The 24,228-nt window shown below is 55.9% G+C and carries 26 protein-coding genes and 1 tRNA gene; 13 read left to right on the forward strand and 14 right to left on the reverse strand.

Going from position 1 to position 24,228, the window contains the following annotated elements:
• The first annotated feature begins 109 nt into the window (after window positions 1-109).
• Window positions 110-3,040 carry a leucine--tRNA ligase gene (locus G439_RS0106235; RefSeq protein WP_022868328.1) on the forward strand — a complete coding sequence of 977 codons (2,931 nt, stop codon included), beginning with the start codon at window positions 110-112 and terminating at the stop codon, window positions 3,038-3,040.
• 1 nt (window position 3,041) lies between these two features.
• The gene (locus G439_RS0106240; protein WP_022868329.1) at window positions 3,042-4,004 is read left to right on the forward strand and encodes an Fpg/Nei family DNA glycosylase; all 963 of its coding nucleotides are present in this window, start codon (window positions 3,042-3,044) and stop codon (window positions 4,002-4,004) included.
• 86 nt (window positions 4,005-4,090) lie between these two features.
• Here G439_RS0106240 and G439_RS0106245 read toward each other — a convergent pair whose 3' ends face one another.
• From G439_RS0106245 to G439_RS11375, 5 genes are all read right to left on the reverse strand, one after another.
• Window positions 4,091-4,585 carry a GNAT family N-acetyltransferase gene (locus tag G439_RS0106245; protein WP_026459463.1) on the reverse strand — a complete coding sequence of 165 codons (495 nt, stop codon included), beginning with the start codon at window positions 4,583-4,585 and terminating at the stop codon, window positions 4,091-4,093.
• Window positions 4,586-4,714: 129 nt separating this feature from the next.
• Window positions 4,715-5,323 carry a serine O-acetyltransferase gene (gene cysE / locus G439_RS0106250; protein WP_022868331.1) on the reverse strand — a complete coding sequence of 203 codons (609 nt, stop codon included), beginning with the start codon at window positions 5,321-5,323 and terminating at the stop codon, window positions 4,715-4,717.
• 96 nt (window positions 5,324-5,419) lie between these two features.
• Window positions 5,420-6,352, reverse strand: a complete 933-nt coding sequence (gene cysK / locus G439_RS0106255) for a cysteine synthase A (RefSeq protein WP_022868332.1) — start codon at window positions 6,350-6,352, stop codon at window positions 5,420-5,422.
• 212 nt (window positions 6,353-6,564) lie between these two features.
• On the reverse strand, window positions 6,565-7,221 hold the full coding sequence (locus tag G439_RS0106260) for an IMPACT family protein (RefSeq protein WP_022868333.1): 657 nt from the start codon (window positions 7,219-7,221) through the stop codon (window positions 6,565-6,567).
• Window positions 7,222-7,299: 78 nt separating this feature from the next.
• Window positions 7,300-8,343: a GTP-binding protein gene (locus tag G439_RS11375; RefSeq protein ID WP_022868334.1), complete on the reverse strand. Its 1,044-nt coding sequence runs from the start codon at window positions 8,341-8,343 to the stop codon at window positions 7,300-7,302.
• Window positions 8,344-8,451: 108 nt separating this feature from the next.
• On the opposite strand from G439_RS11375, the gene rpmB reads away from it, so the two are divergent.
• The 7 genes from rpmB to G439_RS11380 all read left to right on the forward strand — a co-directional run bounded on the left by rpmB (window position 8,452) and on the right by G439_RS11380 (window position 10,475).
• Window positions 8,452-8,688, forward strand: coding sequence for a 50S ribosomal protein L28 (rpmB, locus tag G439_RS0106270; protein WP_022868335.1), 237 nt, complete (start codon window positions 8,452-8,454; stop codon window positions 8,686-8,688).
• The gene (gene rpmG / locus G439_RS0106275) at window positions 8,688-8,858 is read left to right on the forward strand and encodes a 50S ribosomal protein L33 (RefSeq protein WP_022868336.1); all 171 of its coding nucleotides are present in this window, start codon (window positions 8,688-8,690) and stop codon (window positions 8,856-8,858) included. Before rpmB ends, rpmG begins: the two co-directional genes overlap by 1 nt.
• On the forward strand, window positions 8,858-9,163 hold the full coding sequence (rpsN, locus tag G439_RS0106280; protein ID WP_022868337.1) for a 30S ribosomal protein S14: 306 nt from the start codon (window positions 8,858-8,860) through the stop codon (window positions 9,161-9,163). Before rpmG ends, rpsN begins: the two co-directional genes overlap by 1 nt.
• Before the next feature lie 58 nt (window positions 9,164-9,221).
• A complete protein-coding gene (locus G439_RS0106285) occupies window positions 9,222-9,488 on the forward strand; it encodes a type B 50S ribosomal protein L31 (protein ID WP_022868338.1) in 267 nt (88 codons plus the stop codon).
• 11 nt (window positions 9,489-9,499) lie between these two features.
• On the forward strand, window positions 9,500-9,622 hold the full coding sequence (ykgO, locus tag G439_RS0106290; RefSeq protein WP_022868339.1) for a type B 50S ribosomal protein L36: 123 nt from the start codon (window positions 9,500-9,502) through the stop codon (window positions 9,620-9,622).
• Between the two features lie 150 nt (window positions 9,623-9,772).
• The gene (gene rpmF / locus G439_RS0106295) at window positions 9,773-9,943 is read left to right on the forward strand and encodes a 50S ribosomal protein L32 (protein ID WP_022868340.1); all 171 of its coding nucleotides are present in this window, start codon (window positions 9,773-9,775) and stop codon (window positions 9,941-9,943) included.
• Window positions 9,944-10,157: 214 nt separating this feature from the next.
• Window positions 10,158-10,475 carry a putative quinol monooxygenase gene (locus G439_RS11380; RefSeq protein WP_022868341.1) on the forward strand — a complete coding sequence of 106 codons (318 nt, stop codon included), beginning with the start codon at window positions 10,158-10,160 and terminating at the stop codon, window positions 10,473-10,475.
• 99 nt (window positions 10,476-10,574) lie between these two features.
• Here G439_RS11380 and nhaC read toward each other — a convergent pair whose 3' ends face one another.
• The 3 genes from nhaC to G439_RS0106315 form a co-directional block, all read right to left on the reverse strand.
• The gene (gene nhaC, locus G439_RS0106305) at window positions 10,575-12,050 is read right to left on the reverse strand and encodes a Na+/H+ antiporter NhaC (RefSeq protein ID WP_022868342.1); all 1,476 of its coding nucleotides are present in this window, start codon (window positions 12,048-12,050) and stop codon (window positions 10,575-10,577) included.
• A 94-nt stretch (window positions 12,051-12,144) separates the two neighbouring features.
• The gene (locus G439_RS0106310) at window positions 12,145-13,329 is read right to left on the reverse strand and encodes a MalY/PatB family protein (RefSeq protein ID WP_022868343.1); all 1,185 of its coding nucleotides are present in this window, start codon (window positions 13,327-13,329) and stop codon (window positions 12,145-12,147) included.
• Window positions 13,326-14,003, reverse strand: a complete 678-nt coding sequence (locus G439_RS0106315) for a helix-turn-helix transcriptional regulator (RefSeq protein WP_022868344.1) — start codon at window positions 14,001-14,003, stop codon at window positions 13,326-13,328. The genes G439_RS0106310 and G439_RS0106315 overlap by 4 nt, the downstream gene beginning before the upstream one ends.
• A gap of 187 nt (window positions 14,004-14,190) precedes the next feature.
• Here G439_RS0106315 and G439_RS0106320 point away from each other — a divergent pair.
• Window positions 14,191-14,263, forward strand: a tRNA-Arg gene (locus tag G439_RS0106320).
• A gap of 109 nt (window positions 14,264-14,372) precedes the next feature.
• On the opposite strand, the gene G439_RS11385 is transcribed toward G439_RS0106320, so the two are convergent.
• From G439_RS11385 to G439_RS0106345, 5 genes are read right to left on the reverse strand one after another with little or no spacing between them, the layout of a single operon-like run.
• Window positions 14,373-16,142, reverse strand: coding sequence for an ABC transporter ATP-binding protein (locus G439_RS11385; RefSeq protein ID WP_022868345.1), 1,770 nt, complete (start codon window positions 16,140-16,142; stop codon window positions 14,373-14,375).
• Window positions 16,124-17,866: an ABC transporter ATP-binding protein gene (locus tag G439_RS0106330; RefSeq protein WP_022868346.1), complete on the reverse strand. Its 1,743-nt coding sequence runs from the start codon at window positions 17,864-17,866 to the stop codon at window positions 16,124-16,126. The genes G439_RS11385 and G439_RS0106330 overlap by 19 nt, the downstream gene beginning before the upstream one ends.
• A 4-nt stretch (window positions 17,867-17,870) precedes the next feature.
• On the reverse strand, window positions 17,871-18,695 hold the full coding sequence (locus G439_RS0106335) for an energy-coupling factor transporter transmembrane component T (RefSeq protein WP_022868347.1): 825 nt from the start codon (window positions 18,693-18,695) through the stop codon (window positions 17,871-17,873).
• Window positions 18,692-20,434 carry an ABC transporter ATP-binding protein gene (locus tag G439_RS11390; protein ID WP_022868348.1) on the reverse strand — a complete coding sequence of 581 codons (1,743 nt, stop codon included), beginning with the start codon at window positions 20,432-20,434 and terminating at the stop codon, window positions 18,692-18,694. Before G439_RS11390 ends, G439_RS0106335 begins: the two co-directional genes overlap by 4 nt.
• Window positions 20,431-21,018, reverse strand: coding sequence for an ECF transporter S component (locus G439_RS0106345; RefSeq protein ID WP_022868349.1), 588 nt, complete (start codon window positions 21,016-21,018; stop codon window positions 20,431-20,433). The genes G439_RS11390 and G439_RS0106345 overlap by 4 nt, the downstream gene beginning before the upstream one ends.
• Before the next feature lie 357 nt (window positions 21,019-21,375).
• Here G439_RS0106345 and G439_RS0106350 point away from each other — a divergent pair, with 357 nt between their 5' ends.
• Window positions 21,376-21,810, forward strand: coding sequence for a winged helix-turn-helix domain-containing protein (locus G439_RS0106350; RefSeq protein WP_022868350.1), 435 nt, complete (start codon window positions 21,376-21,378; stop codon window positions 21,808-21,810).
• A 49-nt stretch (window positions 21,811-21,859) separates the two neighbouring features.
• Window positions 21,860-22,117, forward strand: a complete 258-nt coding sequence (locus tag G439_RS0106355) for a DUF1295 domain-containing protein (protein ID WP_022868351.1) — start codon at window positions 21,860-21,862, stop codon at window positions 22,115-22,117.
• 4 nt (window positions 22,118-22,121) lie between these two features.
• On the opposite strand, the gene ilvA is transcribed toward G439_RS0106355, so the two are convergent.
• Complete coding sequence (gene ilvA / locus G439_RS0106360; RefSeq protein ID WP_022868352.1) at window positions 22,122-23,414, reverse strand: threonine ammonia-lyase IlvA; 1,293 nt, start codon at window positions 23,412-23,414, stop codon at window positions 22,122-22,124.
• A gap of 99 nt (window positions 23,415-23,513) precedes the next feature.
• On the opposite strand from ilvA, the gene orn reads away from it, so the two are divergent.
• A complete protein-coding gene (gene orn / locus G439_RS0106365; RefSeq protein ID WP_022868353.1) occupies window positions 23,514-24,146 on the forward strand; it encodes an oligoribonuclease in 633 nt (210 codons plus the stop codon).
• Window positions 24,147-24,228 lie beyond the last annotated feature (82 nt).

A 24,228-nucleotide genomic window follows, 5' to 3' on the forward strand; every position in this document is an offset into this window, starting at 1 on the left:
TGTCACTCACCGCATGCGATCCGACTAGTGGCTGGTGGCGGCGCGGCGCAGCGCCGATGGCCTATTCTTGATGAGGCTTTGAATCGTCGAATTAAAGGGGAGAAACCCGATGGCTGAGACTCCGGGAACCGAGCCTGCGCAGCGATACACCGCGCAGCTCGCCCAGCAGATCGAAACCCAGTGGCAGGATCGATGGGACGAACAGGGAACATTCCACGCCGACAACCCCGAGGGTGACCTTGCTGGCCCACTGGCCAATCAGCCTCCTTTCTTCCTCCTCGACATGTTCCCTTACCCGTCAGGAAAAGGCCTGCACGTTGGCCACCCCCTGGGATACATCGCCACCGACACCTTGGCGCGTTTCCGCCGCATGAAGGGCGACAACGTCCTGTACACGATGGGGTATGACGCTTTTGGTTTGCCTGCCGAGCAATACGCTGTGCAGACCGGCCAGCATCCACGAATCACTACTGACGAGAACATCGCGAATATGCGCAGGCAGCTGCGCCGCCTGGGGCTCTCCCATGATTCACGCAGGTCCTTTTCCACCACGGACACCGACTATGTGCATTGGACGCAGTGGATTTTCCTGCAGATCTTCAACTCATGGTTCGACCCGCAGGCTACCGCGCCCGACGGCTCTATTGGTGCCGCCCGGCCCATTAGCGAATTGCGAGCCAAGCTCGAATCTGGCGAGGTCGAGCTCGAAGACGGACGCAAGTGGAGTGACCTGGACGAGGTTGAAAAAGCCAAAGCCGTTGACTCCTACCGGCTGGCGTATGTCTCCGAAGCTCCGGTGAATTGGTGCCCCGGACTGGGAACTGTGCTCGCCAACGAGGAAGTGACCGCCGAGGGGCGTTCCGAGCGCGGAAATTACCCGGTATTCACACGCAACCTGCGTCAGTGGATGATGCGGATCACCGCCTACGGCAAGCGCCTAGCTGATGACCTTGACACCATCGACTGGCCAGACAAGGTGCGTTCCATGCAGCGCAACTGGATTGGGCGTTCCGAGGGCGCCACCGTGCGCTTTGAGGTTCCCGCGGCCACAGACGCTGGAGCATCGCAGACCTCACTTGAGGTCTACACGACCCGCCCGGATACTCTTTTCGGCGCCACTTTCATGGTGGTTGCTCCCGAACATCCGATTCTGGGTGGCGCCACTGTAGGAGACGGGGCAGACGAAGCCGCACTGACTGTGCCCGATTCGTGGCCCGAAGGCACCAAGGATGCATGGACCGACGGCGCAAGGACGCCTCGTGCAGCAGTTGCTGCCTACCGCGCACAAGCGGCATCCAAAACCGATGCTGAACGTATTGACGAGGAACGTGCCAAGACGGGTGTCTTTACCGGCCTCTTCGGTATTGATCCGGTCAATGGCCGCCAGGTTCCGATCTTTGTTGCTGACTATGTGCTGTGGGGATACGGTACGGGCGCGATTATGGCTGTTCCGGCTCACGATGACCGCGACTGGGAGTTCGCCCGCAAGTACGAACTCGACATTATTCGCACCATTGGTCCAGCTGACGACCCCTGCAGCCACGATCTAGGTGAGTCGGCTTACACCGGTGATGGCGTGGCCGTAGATTCATCTAATGACGAGGTGAGTTTGAATGGCTTAGGCAAGGACGAAGCCAAAGCAAAGATGACGCAATGGCTCGAATCCAAGGGGCTGGGCTACCGCACCGTCACCTACCGTCTGCGTGACTGGCTGTTCTCACGCCAGCGCTACTGGGGTGAGCCTTTCCCCATCGTTTGGGATGAGGACGGCCTGCCCCACGCTGTGCCAGAAGAGATGCTGCCGATCGAGCTGCCCGAAGTCACAGACTATTCGCCGCGCAGCTTCGAGCCTGACGATGCCAACACTGAGCCCGAGGCTCCCTTGGGCCGCGCCCAAGAGTGGGTCAATGTGGAGCTGGATCTAGGCGATGGCCTCAAGAAGTACCGTCGCGAAACAAACACGATGCCGCAGTGGGCAGGATCGTGCTGGTACGAGATGCGCTACACGGACCCAACGAATTCTCAGGCCTTGGCATCTGCCGAAAACCTTGACTATTGGATGGGGCCGCGCGAAGGCAAGCCCACCGGCGGTACGGACCTGTACGTCGGCGGCGTGGAGCACGCTGTGCTCCACCTCCTGTACTCGCGTTTTTGGCAAAAGGTGCTCTTCGACCTCGGCCACGTGCCCGACGCTGAGCCCTACCACACGCTCTTTAACCAGGGCTACGTCCAGGCTTACGCGTACAAGGATGCGCGCGGACAGTACGTACCGGCCGACGAGGTTGAGGGTGACGAGCAGTCTGGTTTTACCTGGCAGGGTGAGCCTGTGACCCGCGAGTACGGCAAGATGGGCAAGTCCCTGAAGAACATTGTCACTCCGGACGAAATGTATGACGCATACGGGGCAGATGTGTTCCGTGTGTATGAGATGAGCATGGGTCCCCTGGATGTATCCCGACCTTGGGATACGCGCGCAGTTGTTGGCTCGCAGCGTTTCTTGCAGCGACTGTGGCGCAATACTGTGGACGAAGAAACCGGCGAACTGACCATTGTGGATGAGCCAGCAGACCTCGAAACGAAGCGTCTGGTGGCACGCACTATTGCTGACGCAACGGTTGAGTATGAGAATCTGCGAATCAACACGGCGATCTCTAAACTCATTGTGCTCAATAACCACTTGACGCAGCTTGATGCCGTGCCACGCGAAGCCATTGAAGCCCTGGTGCTCATGCTGTCCCCGGTAGCCCCTCACATCTGTGAGGAATTGTGGATGCGTCTGGGGCATCAGACGTCGCTGGCGCGCGAACCTTTCCCAGTAGTTGAGGATGAGTCATTACTGGTCGAAGAATCGGTGACAGCCATCATTCAGGTCAATGGCAAACTGCGTGCGCGCATGGATGTTGCTCCCTCCATTGGCGAGGACGAGCTACGTGAAATGGCGTTGGCTCAGGGCCCCATCGTTAAGGCTCTGGAGGGACGCGATCCTCTCAAGGTGATCGTGCGGGTGCCCAGCCTGGTCAACGTCGTCATTCCTAAGTGATATGCCTGAAGGAGATGCAGTCCGGCGGCTCGCTGGAACTTTGAATGAGCTCTTCGTTGGGGGTGAGGTTTCGGCCTCGTCCCCGCAAGGGCGTTTTGCCCGAGCGACCGAGCGCCTCGACGGCATGATTGTGGAACGTGTCCGAGTCCACGGCAAACACATGTTCATTGGTTTTGTGCCTGCGGATGCGGCGGGTTCTTGGCCCCAAGACTGGGTGCACGTCCACCTGGGACTGTACGGCTGGTGGCGTTTTAACGGCGATGAAACTCTGGTCGATGAGGGCCATGGCGTGGTCCACCGCATTGCTCCTGTGCCTAAAGGACAGTGGGATGGGCACTCGGAGACTCGCTGGGGCGAAGGCTATGGTCAGGCTGAGGCTGGCACGTGGGAACCTCCAGAACCGGTCGGCCAGGTACGCCTGCGTTTCTACAACGATCACGCTGTGGCAGACCTGGTCGGCCCTAATCGCTGTGAACTCATTTCAGATGAGGAACGCGAAACTGTTGAAGCCAGACTTGGGCCCGATCCCTTAGATGAGGGGGCTCGAGACGACACTGAGGCGATGGAGCGTTTCGCTTCCGTGGCCCACGCGAAGAAACGCAATATTGGCGAGATTGTCATGGACCAGTCGATTATCGCTGGAGTTGGCAATATCTATCGAGCTGACGCCCTTTTCTTGGCGGGAATATCTCCCTACCGCAAGGGCGCGAACATCTCCGTCAAGCGCCTGCGCGAGCTTTGGGTGCTGATCTGTGACCTGATGAATCGTGGTTTGGCTGCGGGCAGGTTAGAGACCATGGACCCTGATGAGGCTCCCAACCCGCCGATTGAAGGCGATGAGGAAGCGTCACGCTGGTACGTCTACCATCGCACCGGGCGCCCCTGCCTTCGTTGTGGCACGCTCGTGCGCGAAGCACTCATGCAGAATCGGCGCCTCTTTTGGTGTCCGTCGTGCCAACGGTAAGGTCGCGCCTACCGCAAGGGAGTGCCGCTGGGGTAGCGGTGGCCACTTCTGTGTGTGGGGGGCTAGCTTTGCGCTGGCGGTAGGAGTTAACCGTCTACTTCCTCAAAGCCCAGCATGTTGTAGAGCTTGGAAGCGTCCCCGTGGCTGGCGTCGAGGCGGAGTGAAAGGTTGTCGTATCCCCAGGCTTGACAGCGTTGGGCGACCTCGTTGACGAGGGCGGTGGCGATTCCTCTCCTGCGATATTCAGGGTCTACGACGAGGTCGGTGACGAAGGGGCCGTCGGGTGCATCGTCCCACGGGGATTCTTTGACGACCAGGATCGCTCCGACGAGGCTTCCTCCATCCCATGCGCCAACGAATGAGTCTTCGGTGGTTTCGCCGAAAGCTCCTTCGAAGGTGAGGCGTAGTTCTTCGGAGGTTTCCAGGAGATTTTCTGGCGTGGTGGGCTCCCCGTAGGCATCCAGGGTGAGGACTGCGAGGGTGGGGATGTCGTACTGGGTCAGCGTGGCAATTTCAACACCCGCAGGGCGGGCGGTTTCGGCCAACGCATCCAACTGGGCTTGTAACGTTCGCTGTTCCATGACCCAAGCATAGGTGACGGGTATCACTCTGTCCGGCTGTGCCATGCAAAAATGCCGGTCCGCTCGATTCTAGGAGGCCTGGGCTGGGCATTTGTGCAGCTCAGGCTCCGACTCAGCTAGGACTCCTGCTCAGATATAGAGTTCAGGCTCGTCAAAGAAGTAGTTAGGATCGACGATCAGATCTTGATCCTCAGGCTTTTTCTCCGGGTTGGGTCGCAGCTTGGCAGGCACACCGATGGCCACTTTCCCACAGGGAACATCCTTTGTGACCACGGCGTTGGCGCCTACTTTGACGCCCTCACCCAAAGTGATCGGCCCCAAAACTTTTGCACCCGCACCGATCATCACATGTGATCCCACAGTGGGATGACGCTTGCCGGGATTCATTGATACGCCACCCAGGGTTACGCCGTGGAAGATCACGACGTCCTCGCCAACCTCAGTTGTTTCACCAATGACGACGCCGGTGGCATGGTCGATAAAGACCCTGCGTCCAATCTTGGCGCCCGGGTGAATGTCCACGCCGGTAAAGGTACGGCTAATGGAAGACAAGACGCGCGCGGGCGTGTGAGCGCCGCGATTCCACAGGGCGTGAGAGACGCGGTGAGCCCACAGCGCGTGAACCCCCGGATATGCCAATGCAACCTCAAGGGTGCTGGTGGCCGCAGGGTCGCGCCTGCGGGCGGTCTGCAGATCCTCTTTGAAGAGGCGGATGGCCGTGCGGGGCAGCAGTGGCATGGGTGACTCTCAGTCTTATCGTGAGGGCTGCGAGGGTGAAACGCCCCCGGGTCCTTGCCCATCAAGCGAGGTCCCGAGGACGAGTCTAAAGGGTGATCAGTCGCGAAGGTCTTCGAAGAGCTTCGTCGAAAGGTAACGCTCACCGGTGTCGGGCAAAACTGTGACGATCTTCTTGCCTGCGAATTCGGGGCGGGCTGCAATCTCAGCGGTTCCGGCCAGGGCAGCTCCCGAAGAAATACCAACGAGTAGGCCCTCTTCGGCGGCAGCGCGTCGCGCAAACTCGATAGCAGTGTCTGAAGCAACGGAGATCACTTCGTCAACGACCTTGACGTTGTAGGTATCCGGGACGAAATTCGGCATGAGGCCCTGGATACCGTGAGGGGAAGGCTGACCGCCTGACAGCAGAGGAGACTCTGCGGGCTGAACGGCAATGATCTTAATGTCGGGGTTGTGACGGTGGAGCACCTCGGCCACACCAGAGATAGTGCCGCCCGTGCCCACACCAGCAACGAAGACGTCGATCTGACCGTCGGTGTCTGCCCAGATTTCCTCGCCGGTGGTGGCCACGTGTGCAGCGGGGTTGGCAGGGTTGGTGAACTGGGAGGCAATGATCGAGCCGGGACGCTCATCGCGGATACGCTCGGCCTCGGCCACGGCAGCAGAAACGCCGCCCTTGGCATCAGTTAGTACCAGTTCTGCACCAAAGGCGCGCACGATTACGCGGCGCTCCACGGACATGGAAGACGGCATGACAATGACGACCTTGTAACCGCGAGCTGCACCCACCATGGCCAAAGCCAAACCGGTGTTACCCGAAGTGGCTTCGATGATGGTGCCCCCGGGCTTGAGCTGGCCGGAAGCCTCAGCGGCATCGATGATCGAACGGGCAATACGATCCTTGACCGACGAACCGGGGTTAAAGGCTTCAACCTTGGCGACGACGTCTACGCCTTCGCCGGCGACCTTGTTGATGCGGACGAGGGGAGATCCGCCGATGAGGTCGGCGACGTTGGAAGCAATGCGAGACATAATTTCTCCGTAAATGGGTGGGTTCAGAAAAGTGGGAAGTCGGCTTGTGGGCCGCGCCGTTCAGACCGGCAACGAGGGCGAATGACGGCACACAGAGGTGTACCCAATAGGGTCATTCGCCCCTAGGACAGGTGCAGATAGATGCCATGGACGAGGCCGCACGGTGGCAGGGCCCTAAGTTCATGCAGATCATGGCGTTCACGTGTGCCACCCTATTCCTGGTTGGAGGGGCCGTCCACTTCAATTTGCTCAGTGCCCACGTGTTGAAACTTTGCAACACCGCTGGTCAACTCGGCCAGGAGATTGTCGAAGGATCCCAGCTCGCCCTCGTAAACGCCGATGCGTAACGCGACTTTGCTGGCCCAGTCTGTGCCCAGGACGTGGGCGCCGGTGGCCCGTAACTCGGCTTCAATGCGCCCAGCGTCGCCGGGATTGAGTTGTGTTTCCAAGATGTGCAGGTCGGCCAGGTGTGCTCGTGGGCACAGCGCTAACGCTTCGGAAACTGCTGACGAGTAGGCGCGGATCAGGCCGCCGCCGCCCAGAAGAATGCCTCCAAAATATCGGGTGACCACGCCTGTCACATTCCATACACCGGCAAGTCGCAGGGCCTCAAGCATGGGAGTTCCTGCAGTGCCAGATGGCTCCCCATCATCGCTGGAATGCTGCTGAGGATTCAGACCGTCGGCGTGAATCAGGTAGGTGGAACAGTTGTGACGGGCTTGCGGGTGGCTGGCCTTGACCTCATCAATGAGGGCGCGCGCGTCTTGGACAGAATCTGTGCGTGCGATGGTGGCAATGAACCGAGACTTCTTAATCTCGATCTCATGGCAGATGCGGGTGCCTGCTTTGATGGTCTCGATCGTGGCCATCGCTGCTCCTTGTCTGCCGGTCCTTCCGGGGTCAAGAGTACGCAGATTCGGCTCAATACGTTGGCGTAGGCTGCTAGATCACCCTTCGAACCAGGAAGTCATTCCGTCATCGACGCCCACCCATTGCAGAGCCTGAGTCATTTCTTCTTCGGTCATTAAAAGATATTCGAAAGCATCCAGGATCATCTGTTTGTCTGACTGTGGGCCGGTTCCTGTAACGACCAGGTGAGTGAAAGCATTGCCCACCCATTCTCCTGCTGACCCGACTGAGGCGCCGCCGCCACTGACTTCCCACGTTCCCACCATTGTGGGGCGCGACGGGATCCAGAAGCAGCCTCGCGCGCAGACCCCTTGCGGTGCAAGCATCGCCGCATCATTGGCGAGACGCTCGGGATGGAAAGGCCGGTCTGAATGTAAGTCGAGGGTCCACACGCCTTCCGCCTCAGGTCCGCCCCATGCACGGGTGGAGGCCGGATGGATGCGGGCGATGGCTTCGTCAGGATCGTGGCGGCCAGCGAAGAGAAGGTCCTCGGTGAGTTCGTCGAAGTGGTGGACCATGAGGGTGTCGAGTGGTCGCAGGTGCTCGATGAGGTCGAGGCCGAGCTGGTTTTCACCCAAGACACAGACGAGGTCGGCGTAGCCCACTCCATTCATCAGGAGTTCGCCGGTGCAACGCTCGTCTCCTTCAAACAGGTCGATGCCGGCCTCGTTCAATGGGACGTGTTCGAAGAGGTCCGAGGCTGCGGTGTCGGCGTCTGCAAGGTGGAGGTTCGACGAAAGAGTGACATCGTTGAGGGCATGATGTTCCTCGCAGGCATCACAGATTGAAGGCAGAGCGTTGAGTGCTTCAACGCCCACGGGCAGAGCGAGGATTAGAGTCTGGAGGCCATCGGCGCTAAGTTCAGCGATCAACGGGAGAATGCCCTCACGAAGCGAGCACGTGATGCAGGAGTGAGCTAAGGGTACGCGGCTGTCTTGGAGTGTTTCCCATCCGTTGGTCAGACGCATGGACACGCCCTCGTCGTCGATGTCGACGGTGAGGATGGGGGATAGGTCGGCGCACGCCATGAGTGCTGCGGATCGGAGCAGGGCAGAGCCGCTCGTCAGTGCACAGAGCTTCATTGAATGTTCTTTCAGTCTCACACATTTGATGAAAATGATTATCAATACTATAACTAATCTAGTGAACGGTCGACATGACCCAAATGAGCACAACCCGAAGGGAACAATATGAGCAGGCGCTGCCAAATCCTGGGAACCAAACCTAGTTTCAGCAAGTCCGTCTCCCACTCGCACAAACGCACCTCGCGACGCTGGGACCCAAACGTCCAAACCAAGCGGTACTGGGTGCCCTCACTTGGGCGCAATATCACCATCACCGTTTCAGCCAGGGGAATCAAAACCATCGACAAACTTGGTATTGAAGCCGTTGTTGCCAACATGCGCGCCCGAGGGGAGAAGTTCTAATGGCATCGAAAAGCGCCGATGTGCGTCCCATCATCATCTTGCAATCCACCGCCGGCACAGGCTTTCGTTACACGACCCGCAAGAACCGACGCAATAACCCGGATCGTCTTCGGATCCGCAAATATGACCCGATTGCTCGCCGACATGTTGAATTCGTGGAGACCCGCTGATGGCTAAGAAATCCAAAATCGCTCGCAATATCCAACGCGAAGCTGTCGTCGCTAAATATGCGCAGCGTCGCGCCGAGCTCAAAGCAGCCTCCGTTAACCCCCACCTTTCTCAGGCTGAAAGGGACGAGGCTATGGCTGCCCTGCACGCCCTGCCCCGCAATGCCTCCCCGACGCGACTACGCAACCGAGGGGTGAGTGACGGCCGCCCTCGTGGATACCTGGGCCACTTCGGTTTGTCCCGCGTCCAATTTAGGCAGATGGCCCTGCGCGGGGAACTGCCTGGCGTCACGAAGTCGTCTTGGTGAACCTCGTACGTGGTAAGCCTCAAACAATGCGACGAGCCTCAAATACAAGGACACATGAATGAAACCTGGAATCCACCCCGACTACCATCCGATCGTGTTCCGCGATCGTGCAGCCGACTTTGCGTTCCTCACCAAGTCGACGATGACCTCTGCGCAAACCATCGAATGGGAAGACGGCAATACCTACCCCGTAGTTGACGTTGAAATCTCCTCAGCCTCACATCCCTTCTGGACGGGTAAATCTCGTCTGGTTGACACCGCTGGCCGTGTCGAGAAATTCCGTGCGCGTTACGGCGAACGCACGCGCCCCAACGCTGGAAATTAAGGAGTCCTAACATGAAAGTACGAGCATCGATTCGTTCCCTGGCCAAGCAACCGGGGTCTATGGTGGTGCGCCGGCGCGGTCACCTGTACGTCATTAATAAGAAGAATCCGCGACTCAAGGCGCGCCAAGGCTGAGACGAGAATCGCACCGCTGGAGAGGTGTCCTGACTTCGTTGAGAGGCAGGACTCATGTTAAAGTTTCTGGGTTGCCGGAATGCATGAGATGCCTGTGGGCGATCTCCCGGTGAAGACAATCATCCGATTGAGAAGAGGAGCGGATAGGACATGGCAGTTCCCAAACGCAAGATGTCCCGTGCGAACACCCGCACTCGCCGGTCTGCATGGAAGGCAGATCTCACCGAGCTGAACACCATCAAGGTTTCCGGTCGTGAGGTCCGCGTCCCCCGTCGTCTGGCGAAGGCGTACAAGAATGGTCTGCTGGACGTCGAGGCCTGATCTCGACTTTTGCAGAAGCCCGGCACTTTTGTGTCGGGCTTTTCCATGCTCTTTTTGCCTTCCCGTCGAGAGCAGACCTTATGGTCGTTTTCGGCCCGAAAATGGGCGATTTTGACCAAAAAGTCTGCTCTCGGCGCAGGGGAGTAAGGGAAGTAGAATCGGGTCAGACTGCGACGGTGCAGCATTGACAAGAGCGATTGAGGAGAGGACAGAAATGAAGATCCTGTACGCACAGTTCACAGCCACCCAGGGCAATGCTGACGAGGTCGCAAGCATGCTTGCCGACCTTGCACGCAACGTTCATCAAGAACCCGGCAATATTCGTTTCGAACCCTTCCAACACGAGGACGATCCCCACAAGTTCTTCGTCATGGAAATCTACCGCGACGAAGAAGCCTTCCAAGCTCACATGAACATGCCTTACGGCAAACCCTTCAATGATCGTCTGAACGAGCTCATTGTTGAGCCGCATTCTCAGTTGACCTTTGTTGAACCCTTTGACGGGGGAGAGTTTTTCAACGATAGGTTCTGAACTGTGAATGTTTGACATCCTGATTGCTTATGGCAATTCCTTCCTCGAGCACTAACCGTTTCGTAGAGAATCTTTCTAGGCGAAGGGTCCAGGAATAAATCAGACAGAGAGCCTATTTTTGAGTTCAGCATCCGACAATCGGGCGATACCGATACCCGTTGCGCCCCACAGGAGAGCAAAGCCAATAGCTATCCAGTTACAGATTGCCCACGGCATGTACGACAGTGTTGCTACGCCGAGAGTGCCCGCCATGTATGCGCCTGCTGATGTCCAAGGCAGAATTGGCTCCCACAGGGTTGCTGAATCTTCAATTGTCCGTGACAGGTTCTTCGGATCTAAACCACGCTTGATGTACTCGGAACGGAGCATTTCACCAGGGATCAACAGAGAAACTTGTCCATTTGATGTAATGCCGATAGTCGCCAGACCGGTGATCACAGTGGCGGCAATGAGTCCGAATGCGCCCTTGATGGGCTTAAGTAGATGTGAGATCAAAACGTCTAATGAGCCAGATACCGATACAACACCGGCGAAAGTGATCGCACAGAAACAGATGAGCAAGACAGACATCATTGAATTCATACCGCCTCGGTTAAGTAAACGGGTGACATCTTCGATAACTGATGCAGCATTGAAACCGTCGCGTGTGACCATTTCAATGTCGAATCCGTTGACCGAGGAAATAATACTGTCCTTGAAAGAGATGCCCTGGAAAACCACAGCATTGAACATTGCAATTACGCTCGATACAAGGATTACAGGGATCGTTGGTTTTTTCCACATGGAGCCGCCCAACACAACGATGATCGGTACCAATAGCATCAGGTTCCATGAGAAGGCAGAATCCAGAGTTGCGAGGATTTCACCGACCTTGACGGGTACCTCGCCACCATGTAAGCCCAAGCCGAAAAGTAAGTAGACAACGCCTGCAACAACAAAGGACGGAAGGGTTGTCCATAGCAGGTGTTTGATGTGGGTAAAGAGGTTGACGCCGGTGGCCATTGAAGCGATATTTGTTGTGTCCGATAGCGGTGATAACTTGTCGCCGAAATAAGCTCCCGAAACGACTGCGCCAGCGACCATTGCTAGATTTGCGTCCATACCCACCGCAACACCCATAAATGCGACACCTACGGTACCGGCTGAGCCCCATGAGGTACCTGTGCACAGCGAAACAATTGCGGTGACAACCAAGGCAATCAGAGCCAAGTACTGAGGGTTGATTATCTTCAGGCCGTAGTAGATAAGCATAGGGATCGTGCCGCCAGCCATCCATGTGCCGATGAGCATGCCAACGCTAATAAGAATTAGAACAGCCGGCATCGTCTTGGCAATTTTGTCTGCGATGGAGCTCATGATTTCTTCCCACAAGTACCCGAGGTGCCGAGCCACAATACCGGCTACAACAGCCGATGCAATGAGAAGAGGTTCTACGGGAAGTTCGGCGAAGATGTATCCGCCACCAAGTAAGACGATGAGAGTAATGACGGGCATTGCTGCGATAAGGAGTGTTGGGCGTCGATGCTCAGTATCTTGCGTGAGCTTAGTAGCGCCGTGGGATGATTGCGACATCATTGTCCTTTCATGAGGGGATTAACAAGTGGCTGGCAGAGTTTTCATTAAGTCTGTGTGTCTGCACATCAGCCTTGGAATTGATACTGATCTTGGCTTAGTATCTGAGTTCATTTGCTAAGCGAGAGATTCCTTCGAGAAGCTCGTTCCTGGGCAGCGCGACGTTGATGCGGCAAAAACCTTCGTATGGAACGCCGAAGTCTTTGCCCGGACTGACAGCTACATGCGAGTGGAGACTCGCTTTTTCGAGAGAAGAAGCGGAAACGAGGTAGTGCCGAGCGTCGACCCATAGCAAATAAGTGCCGTCAGGATCTAGCACACGGGCGTAGGGTAATTCTCTGGTGAGCAATTCACGGGCGGCGACGATATTCGAGTCTATGGTCTCTAAGAGCTGGTCAACCCATCGGTCACCCTGGGTCCAGGCAGCAATACTTGCGGGGATAGAAAAATAGTTTGGGTTATGCAGTCCCATACGCCTCTTAGCGGCTTCCAACCGCTCTCCCATCTTGGACGTAGTGATGACGGCGGTGGCCTCCAGACCTGCGATGGTGAAGGTCTTTCCAGGGGACGCGCAATGAATGAGACGGCCATCTTCCCATAGGTCTGGGCACAGAGTGGCGAGTGGGGTATAGCGATTGCGCCCGGGGCGTTCGAAATCGCCATGGATATCATCGCTCAGAATGAGAAAAGAATTTCTTCTGGCGATTTCGCACAAGAACTCCAGTTCATCACGATGCCATACTCGTCCAGTTGGATTGTGAGGGTTACACCATAGGAGTAAATCCGAACCAGTGAGGGCCTTGTCGAGAGATTCCCAATCGATGGTTGGTGAACTCGATACATCAGAGATGAGTTCGACTCGGCGAATCTCGGCCCCTGAGGCTTCGCACACTTCGATGAGCGGAGAGTAAGCGGGGCTCAGACTGACTACCGTGACAGGGGAGCATTCTTTGTCTCGAAGGATAAAATTCACGAGGGCTGAGACGCATTGAACAACGCGTGGGAAAAAGTGGACATGGCTAGGATCAACATCCCAGGAGTGTCTGCGTCTCTGCCAACCGGCAGCTGCCTGAGCGAAATCTGGGAAGATCTCGGTATAGCCATAGGAAGCGTGCTCGGCCGCCTTTATGACGGCATCAACAACCTCTGGACACGTGGTGAACTCCATGTCCGCCACAGACAAGCAGATGGCATCGGATCCGAGGTCGGCAGCGAGGAGGTCCCACTTAGCGCTGTGCGTGCCCCATCTGTTGAGATGACGGGTAAAAGCATCGTTAGTCATCGACCTAGCTCAATCTCATTGAGGTAGTTATAAATCGTGTAGCGAGTACACTGGAGAGCTTGACCAGCGGTAGCGGCAGCGTCGCGTAGAAGAAAAAATCCACGGTCTTTGAGGACACGCACAATGTCGATCTTGTGCTCTTTACGCATTTGATCAACGGGGACAGGACAGGCATTAATAGCCTGATTAATTAGGATCTGAGCAAGTTCATCTATGTCCTTGACGAAGGACTCATCAATCATCTTCGTAGATGGTGCTAAAGGCGAAGCGACATCAATGTCTTCGGTACCCGTTGCTGATTGTATGAGCCGTCCAATCTCGTTCCATGGAGTGGTATCCCGATTGATGCATAATGCCGCGACGGGCGTGCCTTGGCTATCGTGGACGATAACGGTGGTTGAGAGTAGATCTCGTCCATCGGGAGCGATGGTGCGATACCCAATATTGGTCTCAAGTTTGCCGCTGACTGCAGACTCAAGGAGCTTGTCCGTAGCAGGATCTCCAACACTGCGACCGGTGATATCACCGCTGATAGCAATAATGGAGTGAGGCAGGCGTTCAAGGTCGTGCAGTGCAACCTCTGCAGGACCGACGATAGAGGCGACAAGCGGATCAACGAGTTGTTGAAGAACGGATAGAATTAGCTGTTTCTCGGGCTGCTTTATTGTTGACATAGGACCTCAATATCAGATGTTTTGTCTGATGAAAGCTGAGTTTAGCAAGCTGCTTGCGGTTGGTCAACAAACTGTTGAAAAGTGGACTGGTGTGATGAGTTTTTATGGCTATGAACACTGCGTGGTCCGTAGTTTTGAGTGACTTGGTGTCAGAGGCTACGCTGGCATCAGTGTCATGCGACGCTGTGCCTCCGTAGCTCAATGGATAGAGCACCGGCCTTCTAATCCGATGGTTGCAGGTTCGAGTCCTGTCGGGGGCGCTTAGAAATCAGGGTTTAACTACGCGTAGATAGATTCTCTGAGCCGCGGCGTTTGAAACAGATCGCGTCACAGGACTATTTTCTGGCTTTTATCTCGTAGGACTGAACGCTAAAAGCCGTTCGGCTTCTGAGCCGATGAAGAGATGCGCCAGCGTTCCACGTGGGACTGATCGTCCCAGAATTGTCTATAGGTCCCACCCGCCTCGTAGAGCTCATCATGGGTGCCTACAGCCTCAATCCCGCCCTCGTTCACAACAACAATGCGATCTGCGCGACGGATAGTTGATAGACGGTGGGCAATCACCACAACAGTGCGACCACGCGACAACTCAGTTAAAGCATTCGTTACCGATGCTTCGTTCATCCCGTCTAGTGCACTCGTCACCTCGTCCAGCAGGAGGATCGGTGAATCCTTCAAGAATGCGCGGGCGATTGCTACCCGCTGACGTTCGCCGCCAGACAGAGCACATCCACCCTCGCCCACAATGCTGTTCCACCCATCTGGAAGACGTTCAATGACTTCTGTCAAACCTGCGCGCTTCGCAGCAGCAGTCACTTCCTCAGCAGTCGCATTGGCACGGCCGATCCTGACGTTTTCCTCAATTGACGTGTTGAACAGGTAGACATCTTGGAACACCATTGAAACCTGAGCCATCAGGTCATTTGAGTAGACATTACGTACATCCGGGCCGCCTACGCAGACGCTTCCTTCCCCAACATCCCAGAAACGGGCGAGCAACCGCAACAGAGTGGACTTTCCGCAACCTGAAGGCCCTACCAACGCTGTCACAGAACGCCCAGGAACATTCAGATCTACACGTTCAAACACTGGGCGGTCAGACGAATAACCAAAAGACATGTCTCGCACAGAAATATCGAACGGCTCGCCAAGACTTTCAGCAGACACACCATCTGGCTCATCCAGAACAGAAGCACTCGTAATCGACTCAACTTCGTCAAGAGCAACCTGCTGTTCATGCAATGCGTCGACGTAGAATGCCAACATACCGATTGGCTCGGCAAAACGTGCAGCCATTAACGCCAATGCTATGAACGTCGTAGTGGACAAAGTCCCGCCCAACAGACCGAAAACACCCATTCCGATGGCCAGAACCATACTGACCTGAATGCCTGTGTGGAACATGGTGCCCGCAGGACCCTTCGCGGCACCTGCCCTGCTTGTTGCCTCGTGCTCATCTGTGAATGCTTGCTCCAACGGAGCCCAACCATTCGACAATACATCGCTAGCACGCAGAACAGGTTGAAGCTGCGAGAACTCAACGATCCGGGAGGATAACACGGACATCGCATGCTCATGCGCACGGTGCTCTGCTACCACCGTGCGGGCCAACAAACGCAGCGCCACGTATGACACGGGCAGACAAATCGCGATCGATAGAGCTATCCGCCAATCAACCACCAATGCCGAAATGAGAATTGCAATTCCTGCTCCTCCCATCGATGCCAATTGCGGCAGAACAATCGAAGGCAGGTGTGACAGCGTCGAGACGCTAGTTGAGGTAGCGGTCGCAACGCGACCGGTTGAGGAAGCATCAAACCAACCCAACGGCAGCTCCTGCACATGCATGCCGACCTTGCGAATCATCGTTCCGCACACGTCAAAAGATGCCACCTTGAAGGCGGTGATTGACCCCAGCATTGACAAACCGACGGAGAGGATGACAGCCGAAAAAATCCACGCAGCCGCCACTAGATCAGGCCGACCCGAGGATAGGAAAGAGCTGAGGAACGGAACCAGCAGGGCAAGTGAAACTCCCTGAAATATCCCCGACAGGACGTGGGCTACTAGAACGATGACGAACGAACGACCCGAGTCGAGTAGTCGCAAAAGACTTGAGATCACAGCTGTGCCTCCCATAGTTGGGCGTAGGTTCCTCCAAGAGCTAAGAGCTGGTCATGGGTTCCAACCTCGCTGATACATCCACCATCGAGTACGAGGATCTGGTCCGCATCGACAATTGTGGCCAGACGGTGGGCAATAACGATCGTTGTACGTCCTCGCGCCAGAGCTCCTAGAGCCTCTTGAATACGTCGTTCTGAATGAGGATCTGCTTGAGCTGTTGCCTCATCGAGCAGCAAGACAGGTGAATCGGCGAGGAAAGCCCTGGCCAACGCAATACGCTGAGCTTCTCCACCAGAAAAGTGAGTGCCCTTGCTACCCACCAAAGAATCGTATCCTTCGGGTAACGCCATGATCCGGTCATGAATTCGTGCTGCTGTTGCCGCAGCAATGACTTCATCGATATTTGCGTCGGGGCGGCCCAACCGGATGTTTGCCGCAACGGTGTCGTTCATGAGACCACAGTCTTGAAGAACCAAGGCTAATCGTGACAATAGCTGCGTCGTTGTCATGCGAGTGATCGGAACGCCTGACAGCAAAATTTGGCCTGAGGACACGTCCCAGAAGCGTGCGATGAGTTTAACTAACGTCGATTTTCCTGATCCGGAAGGGCCGACGACAGCCGTGACCGTACCTGCCTTGAAGGTTGCATTGATGTGGCTGAGCACTTCGGGACCATCGTGCTGGTAGCAGAACGACACATCCTCGAAAACAATGTCAGCTGCTTGGGATTCGTTAATTTCAGCTGGAAATTCAGGCTCTGTCAGGATCGGTGAATCAAGGAGCTTGCCGATGCGGGAAGCTGCGTCCTGTCCCTGTGTTAGCAGATGAACCAGAGGGACGATTGATTGGAAGCCTGCAGGAATGGCCAGACCAACCAAAAGGAAGGGGACAATGAGGACAGGGGCAATGATATTCGTGTTGGCCAGCATCCAGGCACCGCCAATCACGGGAATAAGCATTCCTGCTGGGGACATTAAGACCATGATGATTGCCATTGGCGCTCCGGGGCCGCGCATCCACTCATACGAGGCCGTCGTGTAGCGATCCAATGCGCGAGAGAACCGGGAGAACAGTTCCCCAGATAAACCGAATGCTTTGACCGTTGCGATTCCGTCAACCATTTCAATGGTGGATGAGGCGAGGTCTTTCTCAGCTTCGGTGAACTCGGCGATCGCGCTGGCGGGGCTCAATGTCATGGCGACAGCGAAAATGACGAAGAGCAACAATAACCAGCCGATGACAATCAATGCATACTGCCACGACAGGGTAAATAGATAGATTGATCCCAGAGCCACCGTCCCTAATGCAACTCCCAAATCAGCGCCGAAATGGGCGATGATCGTGTGGATCTTGGTGACATCTTCCCCGATGAGGGTCCGGACAGTTCCGGAGGACTCTCGGACGAACCAACCTAAGGGGAGACGAGAAATGTGGTTGGCGATGCGAGAACGCAGCTCATGGCGGAATCGGAACTCTAGCTGGTGGGCGTATCGGGTGGCCCCCATTGCTATGAAATGAGAGGAGAAAAAGCCTATTGGTACCAAGGCGAGCCATTGCCACGCATTGTGCGCGCTCAGACTTCCATCGAGGGCGGTTTGAGTCAGATGCGTGATTGCGATGGGAGCCAGCAGGGCGAATGCCGCTGAAAGGAAACCGCACGAAAATACTGCTAGAAGTCGCCCTCGTAGTGGCATGAGTAGCGTTGTCAGGGTGACTGCTGGTGTTGATGATGTCGTCATATTTTTAAGCTCGGTTCGGCATCAAGGCAAAGCCCGTGTCCCAGAGGGAATGGATAAGGAAGATGGAGCTGGTCCACGCAATCACAATGAGCACTGTGTCGCGGTGGCGCCAGGCGAATGGGGTGCGGTGCGTCCGCCTTTCTAAGGCTCCGAAGGCTCGAGAATCCATCGATATGGCGACGCGTTCAGCGTGTCGGATTGCTGCCGCAACGAGGGCGGGTGTCGAACGCAGCCAACGAACAGGTACTTCGACTATTGGCAGGTCGAAGCGTGACCCGCGCAGCAGATGTGCTTCGAGAATTGACGCGTGTTCACGCCGCAAAACATGCCCGAAATTGAGTGCTACGATCCCCGCCTGGCCGATCCGTTCGGGCATTTTTAGATGTACGACAAAGGCGCGGACTGTCTCCTGCGGGTCAGACAACATACCTGTCAGGATGACAAGACTAATGATTGAACCGATGCGTGAGCTGATATTGAGCGCGTAGTTCCAGTGAGTTGGTGGGAACCAGGGGAGGAAAGATACAGCGTCGGGTGTGTCGATGACCGCGGTCGGAGTTGGGCTGGTGGCAAATCCGAAGGTGAGCAAAGCGCTGAAAGCGATCATTGCGATGGCGGCTGCTGACCCGCGGCGTGGCTGGGTAAGAACAGTGAGGCACACACTGAGGGCGAAAATGGGGATTGCTGGGTGCCACGACAAGCTCGTTCCGATGATTCCAATAAATGGAAGGATCGCAACTAGGGGTGCGAGTGGGTCAAAAGCTAGGCGACCAGCTATTCCGGGACGGATTTTCTTTGGGGGAGGAAGGACTGTAGGTGTTGTTTTCACGGTCGATTCCTTGCTCTTAAGGGGACGTCCTCCCACCTGATCCAGGGGGCGACTTTGGCACCTCGATCACGGGCCTGCTGGGCTAAGGAGACTAGGGGAGGTGGAAGCAGGCCGCAGGATGTGAGTAACTGAATGTTGGTAAGGATTAAATCGGTGGGGCCGTCGGCGACTATCTCTCCGTCGTTCATAACAATGATCCGGTGTGCGTAGGACGCGGCAAGCTCAAGGTCATGGGTGGCGAAGAGAACAGCCCCGCCGTGTCCACAGAACTGGCACATGTGTCCCATGAGAATCTCCGCGCTGTTTGCATCCTGACCAAAAGTTGGTTCGTCGAGGAGAAGCAAATCGCGGGGAATTGTTAAAGCTGCTGCAACACTCAGGCGACGTTTCTGCCCACCTGACAACGTGAATGGGTTGTGATGGGCGACATTGTCGAGCGCATACTCGGCTAGAAGTCGTTCAACCGTCCGGTTGATCTCGTCGTGTGGATGCCGGGCAATCCTCATGGAGTGGGATAGTTCGGCACGCACATCGGATGTGACGAACTGATGTTCAGGGTTCTGTGTCACCAGCGTGCATGATGTGTTTAGGTGTGACCTACGCGCTTTGAAAGCCTGTCCTGGTGAAGAAAATGACACTGTGCCGCTTCTAGGGCGCTCGAGGCCAGCAAGGGTCCGCAGAAGAGTCGATTTGCCTGATCCGTTGGCTCCGATAAGAGCAACCATCTGCTGAGCGTTAATCGATAGATTGATATCGCTAAGGATGTTTCTACCCGATCGCGCTACCCGCAGTCCGCGCGCTTTGATTATTTCGCGTTTGTTGCTAGGCCGGGTCTGCGAGTTCACGGGTTCGGCGCTGTTGAGCTCCTCGCGGTTTGTCCCTCCCGTGGCGTGAAGTGAGGAATTCCTTTTCTTGATGGCGTCTATCGCCTGATGGCGGGTGATTGGGTAAGGGATGGCATCCAGCAGTATTCCCAAGCGAGTGGGAGAAGGCAGGCGTATGCCCGCTTCGATGAGTTCGAGCGCATGGTTGGAAAATACTTCTTCGGGGCTTCCTTGAGTGATGATCCTTCCCTCGGAGTCAAGTGCAATGACGTGAGTGATGAATTCGATGAGATCGTCGAGGTTGTGCTCGATAATGACAACGGTCATTCCCTCGTTGACGAGGCCGCCGACGGCTTTGTAAAAGCCTGCTGCGGCTACTGGATCGAGGTTTGCTGTTGGTTCGTCGAGGACGAGGATGTCCGGTTTCTGCGCGAGGGCACCCGCGAGCACGACTCGTTGGCGTTGCCCGCCGGATAGAGTCCAGGGGTCTCGATCTGCTAGATGCTCGATTTGTAACAGTTTCAGAGTGTAGGCAGCGCGCGAGTCGATCTCTTCGGTCGGTAGGCACAGGTTTTCTAGGGCGAAGCAAACCTCATCCCACACCCGTGATGTCACGATTTGTGCGTCTGGATCCTGCATGACGAGAGCGACGCTGCGGGCCAACTGTGTGACGTCAGTTTCTGCGACTTCTGAGCCGGTTACGGTGAGCGATCCGGAATAATCGGATGGAATTGAGTGCGGGATTGCTCCGTTGAGTGTCAGTGCAAGAGTCGACTTTCCACACCCGGATGGACCGATGATGACTGTGGAAGAACCGGCTGGGATGTCGGCAGTGATGGGAGTGCGGGGGATCCATCTGCCAGTGCCGTGATAGCGGACTTGGATGTTGGCCAGTTGCGCAGCGGCGGTACTCACTGGCTAATCCCGAGCCTGGCGCGCGTCAATGAGCGGCGGAGAAGAAGGACAAGTGCAAGTGTGATGTAACAGGAAGCTATCGAGCAGACGATTCCGAGAACAAATTGGGTGCTTGTTTGGGAAACCCCGTAGGCGGTGCCGTACATTCCAGCGTTGAAGGCTCCAAAAATTGTTGCTCCCAAAGCGTATGTCCACCATGTCCATTTTCTATAAAGAAAAACAAGCATTGGGATTTCGAGGAATGCTGCTCCAATGACGTTGCCGATGATGGCACCAGGACCTAAAGGCGTGGTGAAAGTACAGACAATTCCCATGAGTAGGCCTGCAATGATGAAGGCTCCAGGCTTGCGGACAAAGACACCGGGCAGAAGGTAGGCCACATACCAAGCGCCCATGATTGCGCACAGGATGACGAGTGCACGCGGAGTGGTTGCGAATACAGGTGTGAAGATGCTCAGGGGCACAACCACTAGGGAGCCAACGACAGACAGTGCGGCGATGGTCATGAGGTTTCGAGTTCCAAGCACTGAATCTCTTAAACCGGAACGTGAGGATGTGCGAATGTTGTTCGCTTGGTTGGTCATGTTGTTCCTGACTAGGTTTATGCCATTTGAGAATGCATCTCACTTTTAACATATAAGGCAGCCCTAAGTAAAGGGTGTTTGGGCTTAGGTTGATTGATTAAATGTCTCAACTCGACTGAGGTCGTTTGTTACACAGTCCCACATTCTGGAAGGCGAATTGACTCGGCTTGCTCCGGTGGAACAGACTATGGCCCATGAGTGCTTTCGCGAACCCGATGTGCCGCCCCATGTGCGGCGACATGCGTGCGCGAATGTGTATGTGATTGACGCTCCCAAATCCCTGTCAATCACTGCCGCAGTGATCTAGCCACACGAGGAATGTGTGTGCGTGCGGCACCAAAGAATCGGATACACACCATGACTCTGGTCAACACTCCCGTCGCAGCCACCTCCTCGATCAACGAGGCTGCACAAACCACTTTCGACGAATTCCTTGACATCCTCGCAGGCCTTAAACTCAGCTCGAATCTGCTTGAGATCAACCTCGACCAGCGCATCGTGACCATCGGCGGGCAAGACGCTTCCCTATGTGGCAAGGAATACCAACTACTCGCATACTTGGCATCCAACGCTGATCGGCCCGTCTCCAGGCAAGAACTCTTCGAAACTGTCTGGAACGGCTCGGGGCTCGACTCCGATTCCCGTACGGTTGACGCACATATCCGACGCCTTCGCAAGAAGCTCGAAGCTGTTCCGGATGTCATTTCGACCGTTCGTGGACAGGGATATCGTTTCAACGTCACTCCCGGAGTCCACCTCATCAACACGCCTGTCCATTCGCTGGCTGCTTGAGCGGTGACCGTATCAGGCAGCTGTTTGGCGGTTGGTAGGTGATTGTAGATTGTCCTGGTCGCGACACTCGAACTATTTTGGCGAAATCCTGCTCTGGATCGGTACCTTCATCATTGTTGCCCCGGTGCTTCAAGGCTGGCAGTGGGTGGCGGTTCTTTCGCCGTTCTTCGTGGTCTTCCTGCTCACCCGCGTTTCAGGCATTCCACTGCTGGAAAAGAAAGCTGATCGCAAGTGGGGCGATCGCACCGACTATCAGCGCTACAAGCGCGCAACTTCCGTGCTGATTCCACTCCCGTCTGGGAAGTGAAGGTTCAAATGAGCAAGCGGAAGATCTCCGAGTCTGCCTGAAGTTCCTCAACGTGTAGGGGAGAGGTCTCCATCCTCTGGCGCAGGCCCGTAATGTCTTCCTTTGCCGCAATATCAATTCCGACGAGGGCGGGCCCAGATTCTCGGTTGTTCTTCTTGGTGTATTCAAAGTGAACGATGTCGTCGCTTGGGCCGAGGACTTCTTCGAGGAAGAGCCGTAGGGCGCCGGGTTGCTGTGGGAACGTTACGAGGAAGTAGTGGCGTAGGCCTTCGTGGCGCAGGGAACGCTCTTGGACCTCGGCATAGCGCGTTAAGTCATTGTTGCCACCAGAAACAATGCACACGATGGAACCTGTGGTAGTTCCCAGTAGCTCCTGGCGTTGTTGCGGCGTTGACAAATATTCGGCAGCCGCAGCGGATGCGAGGGCTCCTGCTGGTTCCGCAATAACGCCATCGGTTTGGTATAGGCCCAGCATTTCGGTGCAAACTGCGCCCTCGGAGATTACGACCACGTCATCGACGTACTTCATAACCGCATCGAATGGCAAAGTTCCCGCCCGTCCGACGGCAGTTCCATCAACGAAAGGATCAACACGATCGAGGGTGACGGGCATTCCGGCATCCATGGCGGCGCGCATCGAAGGTGCACCCTCGGGTTCAACACCGATAACTTTGATTCCTGGGCGCATGTGATGCAGATACGTGGCTATCCCCGCGATCAAACCTCCTCCACCGATAGGGACGAGGACGGCCGCTGTGTCGTCAGGCATCTGATCAATGAGTTCCACGCCGACGGTCCCCTGGCCCGCAATAGTCAACGGATCATCGTAGGGAGGGACGAAAATTCTTCCTGAAACTCGTGCGCTTTCTTGCGCCAACGCATTGGCACGGTCGAAAGTGCCGTCAACAATGACCTGCTCAACCCACTCGCTACCGATGGAAGCAATCCGAGCACGCTTTTGACGAGGAGTATTGGAAGGCAGATAGATCGTGCCCCGGATCCTCAAGCGTGCGCAGGCAAAGGCAACACCCTGCGCGTGGTTGCCTGCCGACGCACACACGACACCCTTTTCCCGTTCAGCTCCCGTAAGTTGCACCATTCGAGAGAATGCGCCGCGCACCTTAAAAGAGCGGCAACGCTGCTGGTCCTCGCGCTTGAGGTAAACGTCAACGCCGAGGCGGTCGCTCAACCGGTCGCTGAGGTCGAGGTGGGTGCGATGAACGACGCCTTGGAGAGCCTGCGCTGCCTGAGTGATGTCGTTGAGGCGGGCTGGGGTTAGTTCGTGGGCTGGGCACATGTTCACTCCTGGGGTGTCTATCTGCTGTGCGAGTTTAGTGGGAGACACTCCACGGACCGCGCAGCGATCATCTGTCGGTCAGGGGCATACACTTGGCGTGTGACTTCGACTATCAAAGATCCGCTGGTGTGGATCGACTGCGAAATGACCGGACTGGACGCAACCAAGGATGCCCTCATTGAGGTTGCCGTCGTCATTACCGACGCAAACCTCAAGATTGTGGATCCAGGTATTGATGTCCTCATTAAGCCTTCCCAAGAAGCCCTGGATCAGATGAATGATTTTGTGCGCAACATGCACACCACGTCGGGACTTCTCGACGAATTGGCTCAAGGACTGACAATGGAGGAGGCCACCACCCAGGTTCTCGACTACATCAAGTCCTTCGTTCCGACAAAGGGCAAAGCGATCCTCGCAGGCAACTCTGTAGGAACTGACAAGATGTTCCTTGAAGCGAACATGCCCGAGGTCATTGATCACCTGCACTATCGCCTCGTCGATGTGTCCTCTATTAAAGAACTCGCTAAGCGTTGGTACATGGGTGCCTATGCGGAATCCCCGCAAAAGCATGGCGGACACAGAGCACTGGCCGACATCCTGGAATCAATCCAGGAACTTGAGTACTACCGCAGGGTATTGTTCCCGTCTGAGCCTGTGCGATCAGCCGATGCGAAGAAAATTGCTCAAGAGGTCGTTGACCTAGGAATCGCTCAAAGCCCGGTGGCGAAGTAATCTGCGATTCTCAATAATTTTTCTCAATATTGTCGAGGCGGTCGTCCGGTTGGGCGGCCGCCTCTGACTTATCCACAAGAAA

It is taken from the genome of Schaalia vaccimaxillae DSM 15804 (assembly GCF_000420425.1).
Classification (GTDB): domain Bacteria; phylum Actinomycetota; class Actinomycetes; order Actinomycetales; family Actinomycetaceae; genus Pauljensenia; species Pauljensenia vaccimaxillae.

What these genes read in the sequence shown, in the direction of transcription:
- cysE (WP_022868331.1), bottom strand. Translation starts at nt 5,323, where the DNA reads ATGCCACTGCTGCCCCGCACGGCCATCCGCCTCTTCAAAGAGGATCTG.
- nhaC (WP_022868342.1), bottom strand. Translation starts at nt 12,050, where the DNA reads ATGATGTCGCAATCATCCCACGGCGCTACTAAGCTCACGCAAGATACT.
- ykgO (WP_022868339.1), top strand. Translation starts at nt 9,500, where the DNA reads ATGAAAGTACGAGCATCGATTCGTTCCCTGGCCAAGCAACCGGGGTCT.
- G439_RS0106285 (WP_022868338.1), top strand. Translation starts at nt 9,222, where the DNA reads ATGAAACCTGGAATCCACCCCGACTACCATCCGATCGTGTTCCGCGAT.
- G439_RS0106240 (WP_022868329.1), top strand. Translation starts at nt 3,042, where the DNA reads ATGCCTGAAGGAGATGCAGTCCGGCGGCTCGCTGGAACTTTGAATGAG.
- G439_RS0106245 (WP_026459463.1), bottom strand. Translation starts at nt 4,585, where the DNA reads ATGGAACAGCGAACGTTACAAGCCCAGTTGGATGCGTTGGCCGAAACC.
- ilvA (WP_022868352.1), bottom strand. Translation starts at nt 23,414, where the DNA reads ATGTGCCCAGCCCACGAACTAACCCCAGCCCGCCTCAACGACATCACT.
- rpmF (WP_022868340.1), top strand. Translation starts at nt 9,773, where the DNA reads ATGGCAGTTCCCAAACGCAAGATGTCCCGTGCGAACACCCGCACTCGC.
- G439_RS0106330 (WP_022868346.1), bottom strand. Translation starts at nt 17,866, where the DNA reads ATGACGACATCATCAACACCAGCAGTCACCCTGACAACGCTACTCATG.
- G439_RS0106315 (WP_022868344.1), bottom strand. Translation starts at nt 14,003, where the DNA reads ATGTCAACAATAAAGCAGCCCGAGAAACAGCTAATTCTATCCGTTCTT.
- G439_RS11385 (WP_022868345.1), bottom strand. Translation starts at nt 16,142, where the DNA reads ATGGGAGGCACAGCTGTGATCTCAAGTCTTTTGCGACTACTCGACTCG.
- G439_RS0106235 (WP_022868328.1), top strand. Translation starts at nt 110, where the DNA reads ATGGCTGAGACTCCGGGAACCGAGCCTGCGCAGCGATACACCGCGCAG.
- G439_RS11375 (WP_022868334.1), bottom strand. Translation starts at nt 8,343, where the DNA reads ATGAAGCTCTGTGCACTGACGAGCGGCTCTGCCCTGCTCCGATCCGCA.
- cysK (WP_022868332.1), bottom strand. Translation starts at nt 6,352, where the DNA reads ATGTCTCGCATTGCTTCCAACGTCGCCGACCTCATCGGCGGATCTCCC.
- rpmG (WP_022868336.1), top strand. Translation starts at nt 8,688, where the DNA reads ATGGCATCGAAAAGCGCCGATGTGCGTCCCATCATCATCTTGCAATCC.
- rpmB (WP_022868335.1), top strand. Translation starts at nt 8,452, where the DNA reads ATGAGCAGGCGCTGCCAAATCCTGGGAACCAAACCTAGTTTCAGCAAG.
- G439_RS11380 (WP_022868341.1), top strand. Translation starts at nt 10,158, where the DNA reads ATGAAGATCCTGTACGCACAGTTCACAGCCACCCAGGGCAATGCTGAC.
- G439_RS0106345 (WP_022868349.1), bottom strand. Translation starts at nt 21,018, where the DNA reads ATGACCAACCAAGCGAACAACATTCGCACATCCTCACGTTCCGGTTTA.
- G439_RS0106260 (WP_022868333.1), bottom strand. Translation starts at nt 7,221, where the DNA reads ATGGCCACGATCGAGACCATCAAAGCAGGCACCCGCATCTGCCATGAG.
- G439_RS0106310 (WP_022868343.1), bottom strand. Translation starts at nt 13,329, where the DNA reads ATGACTAACGATGCTTTTACCCGTCATCTCAACAGATGGGGCACGCAC.
- rpsN (WP_022868337.1), top strand. Translation starts at nt 8,858, where the DNA reads ATGGCTAAGAAATCCAAAATCGCTCGCAATATCCAACGCGAAGCTGTC.
- G439_RS0106350 (WP_022868350.1), top strand. Translation starts at nt 21,376, where the DNA reads ATGACTCTGGTCAACACTCCCGTCGCAGCCACCTCCTCGATCAACGAG.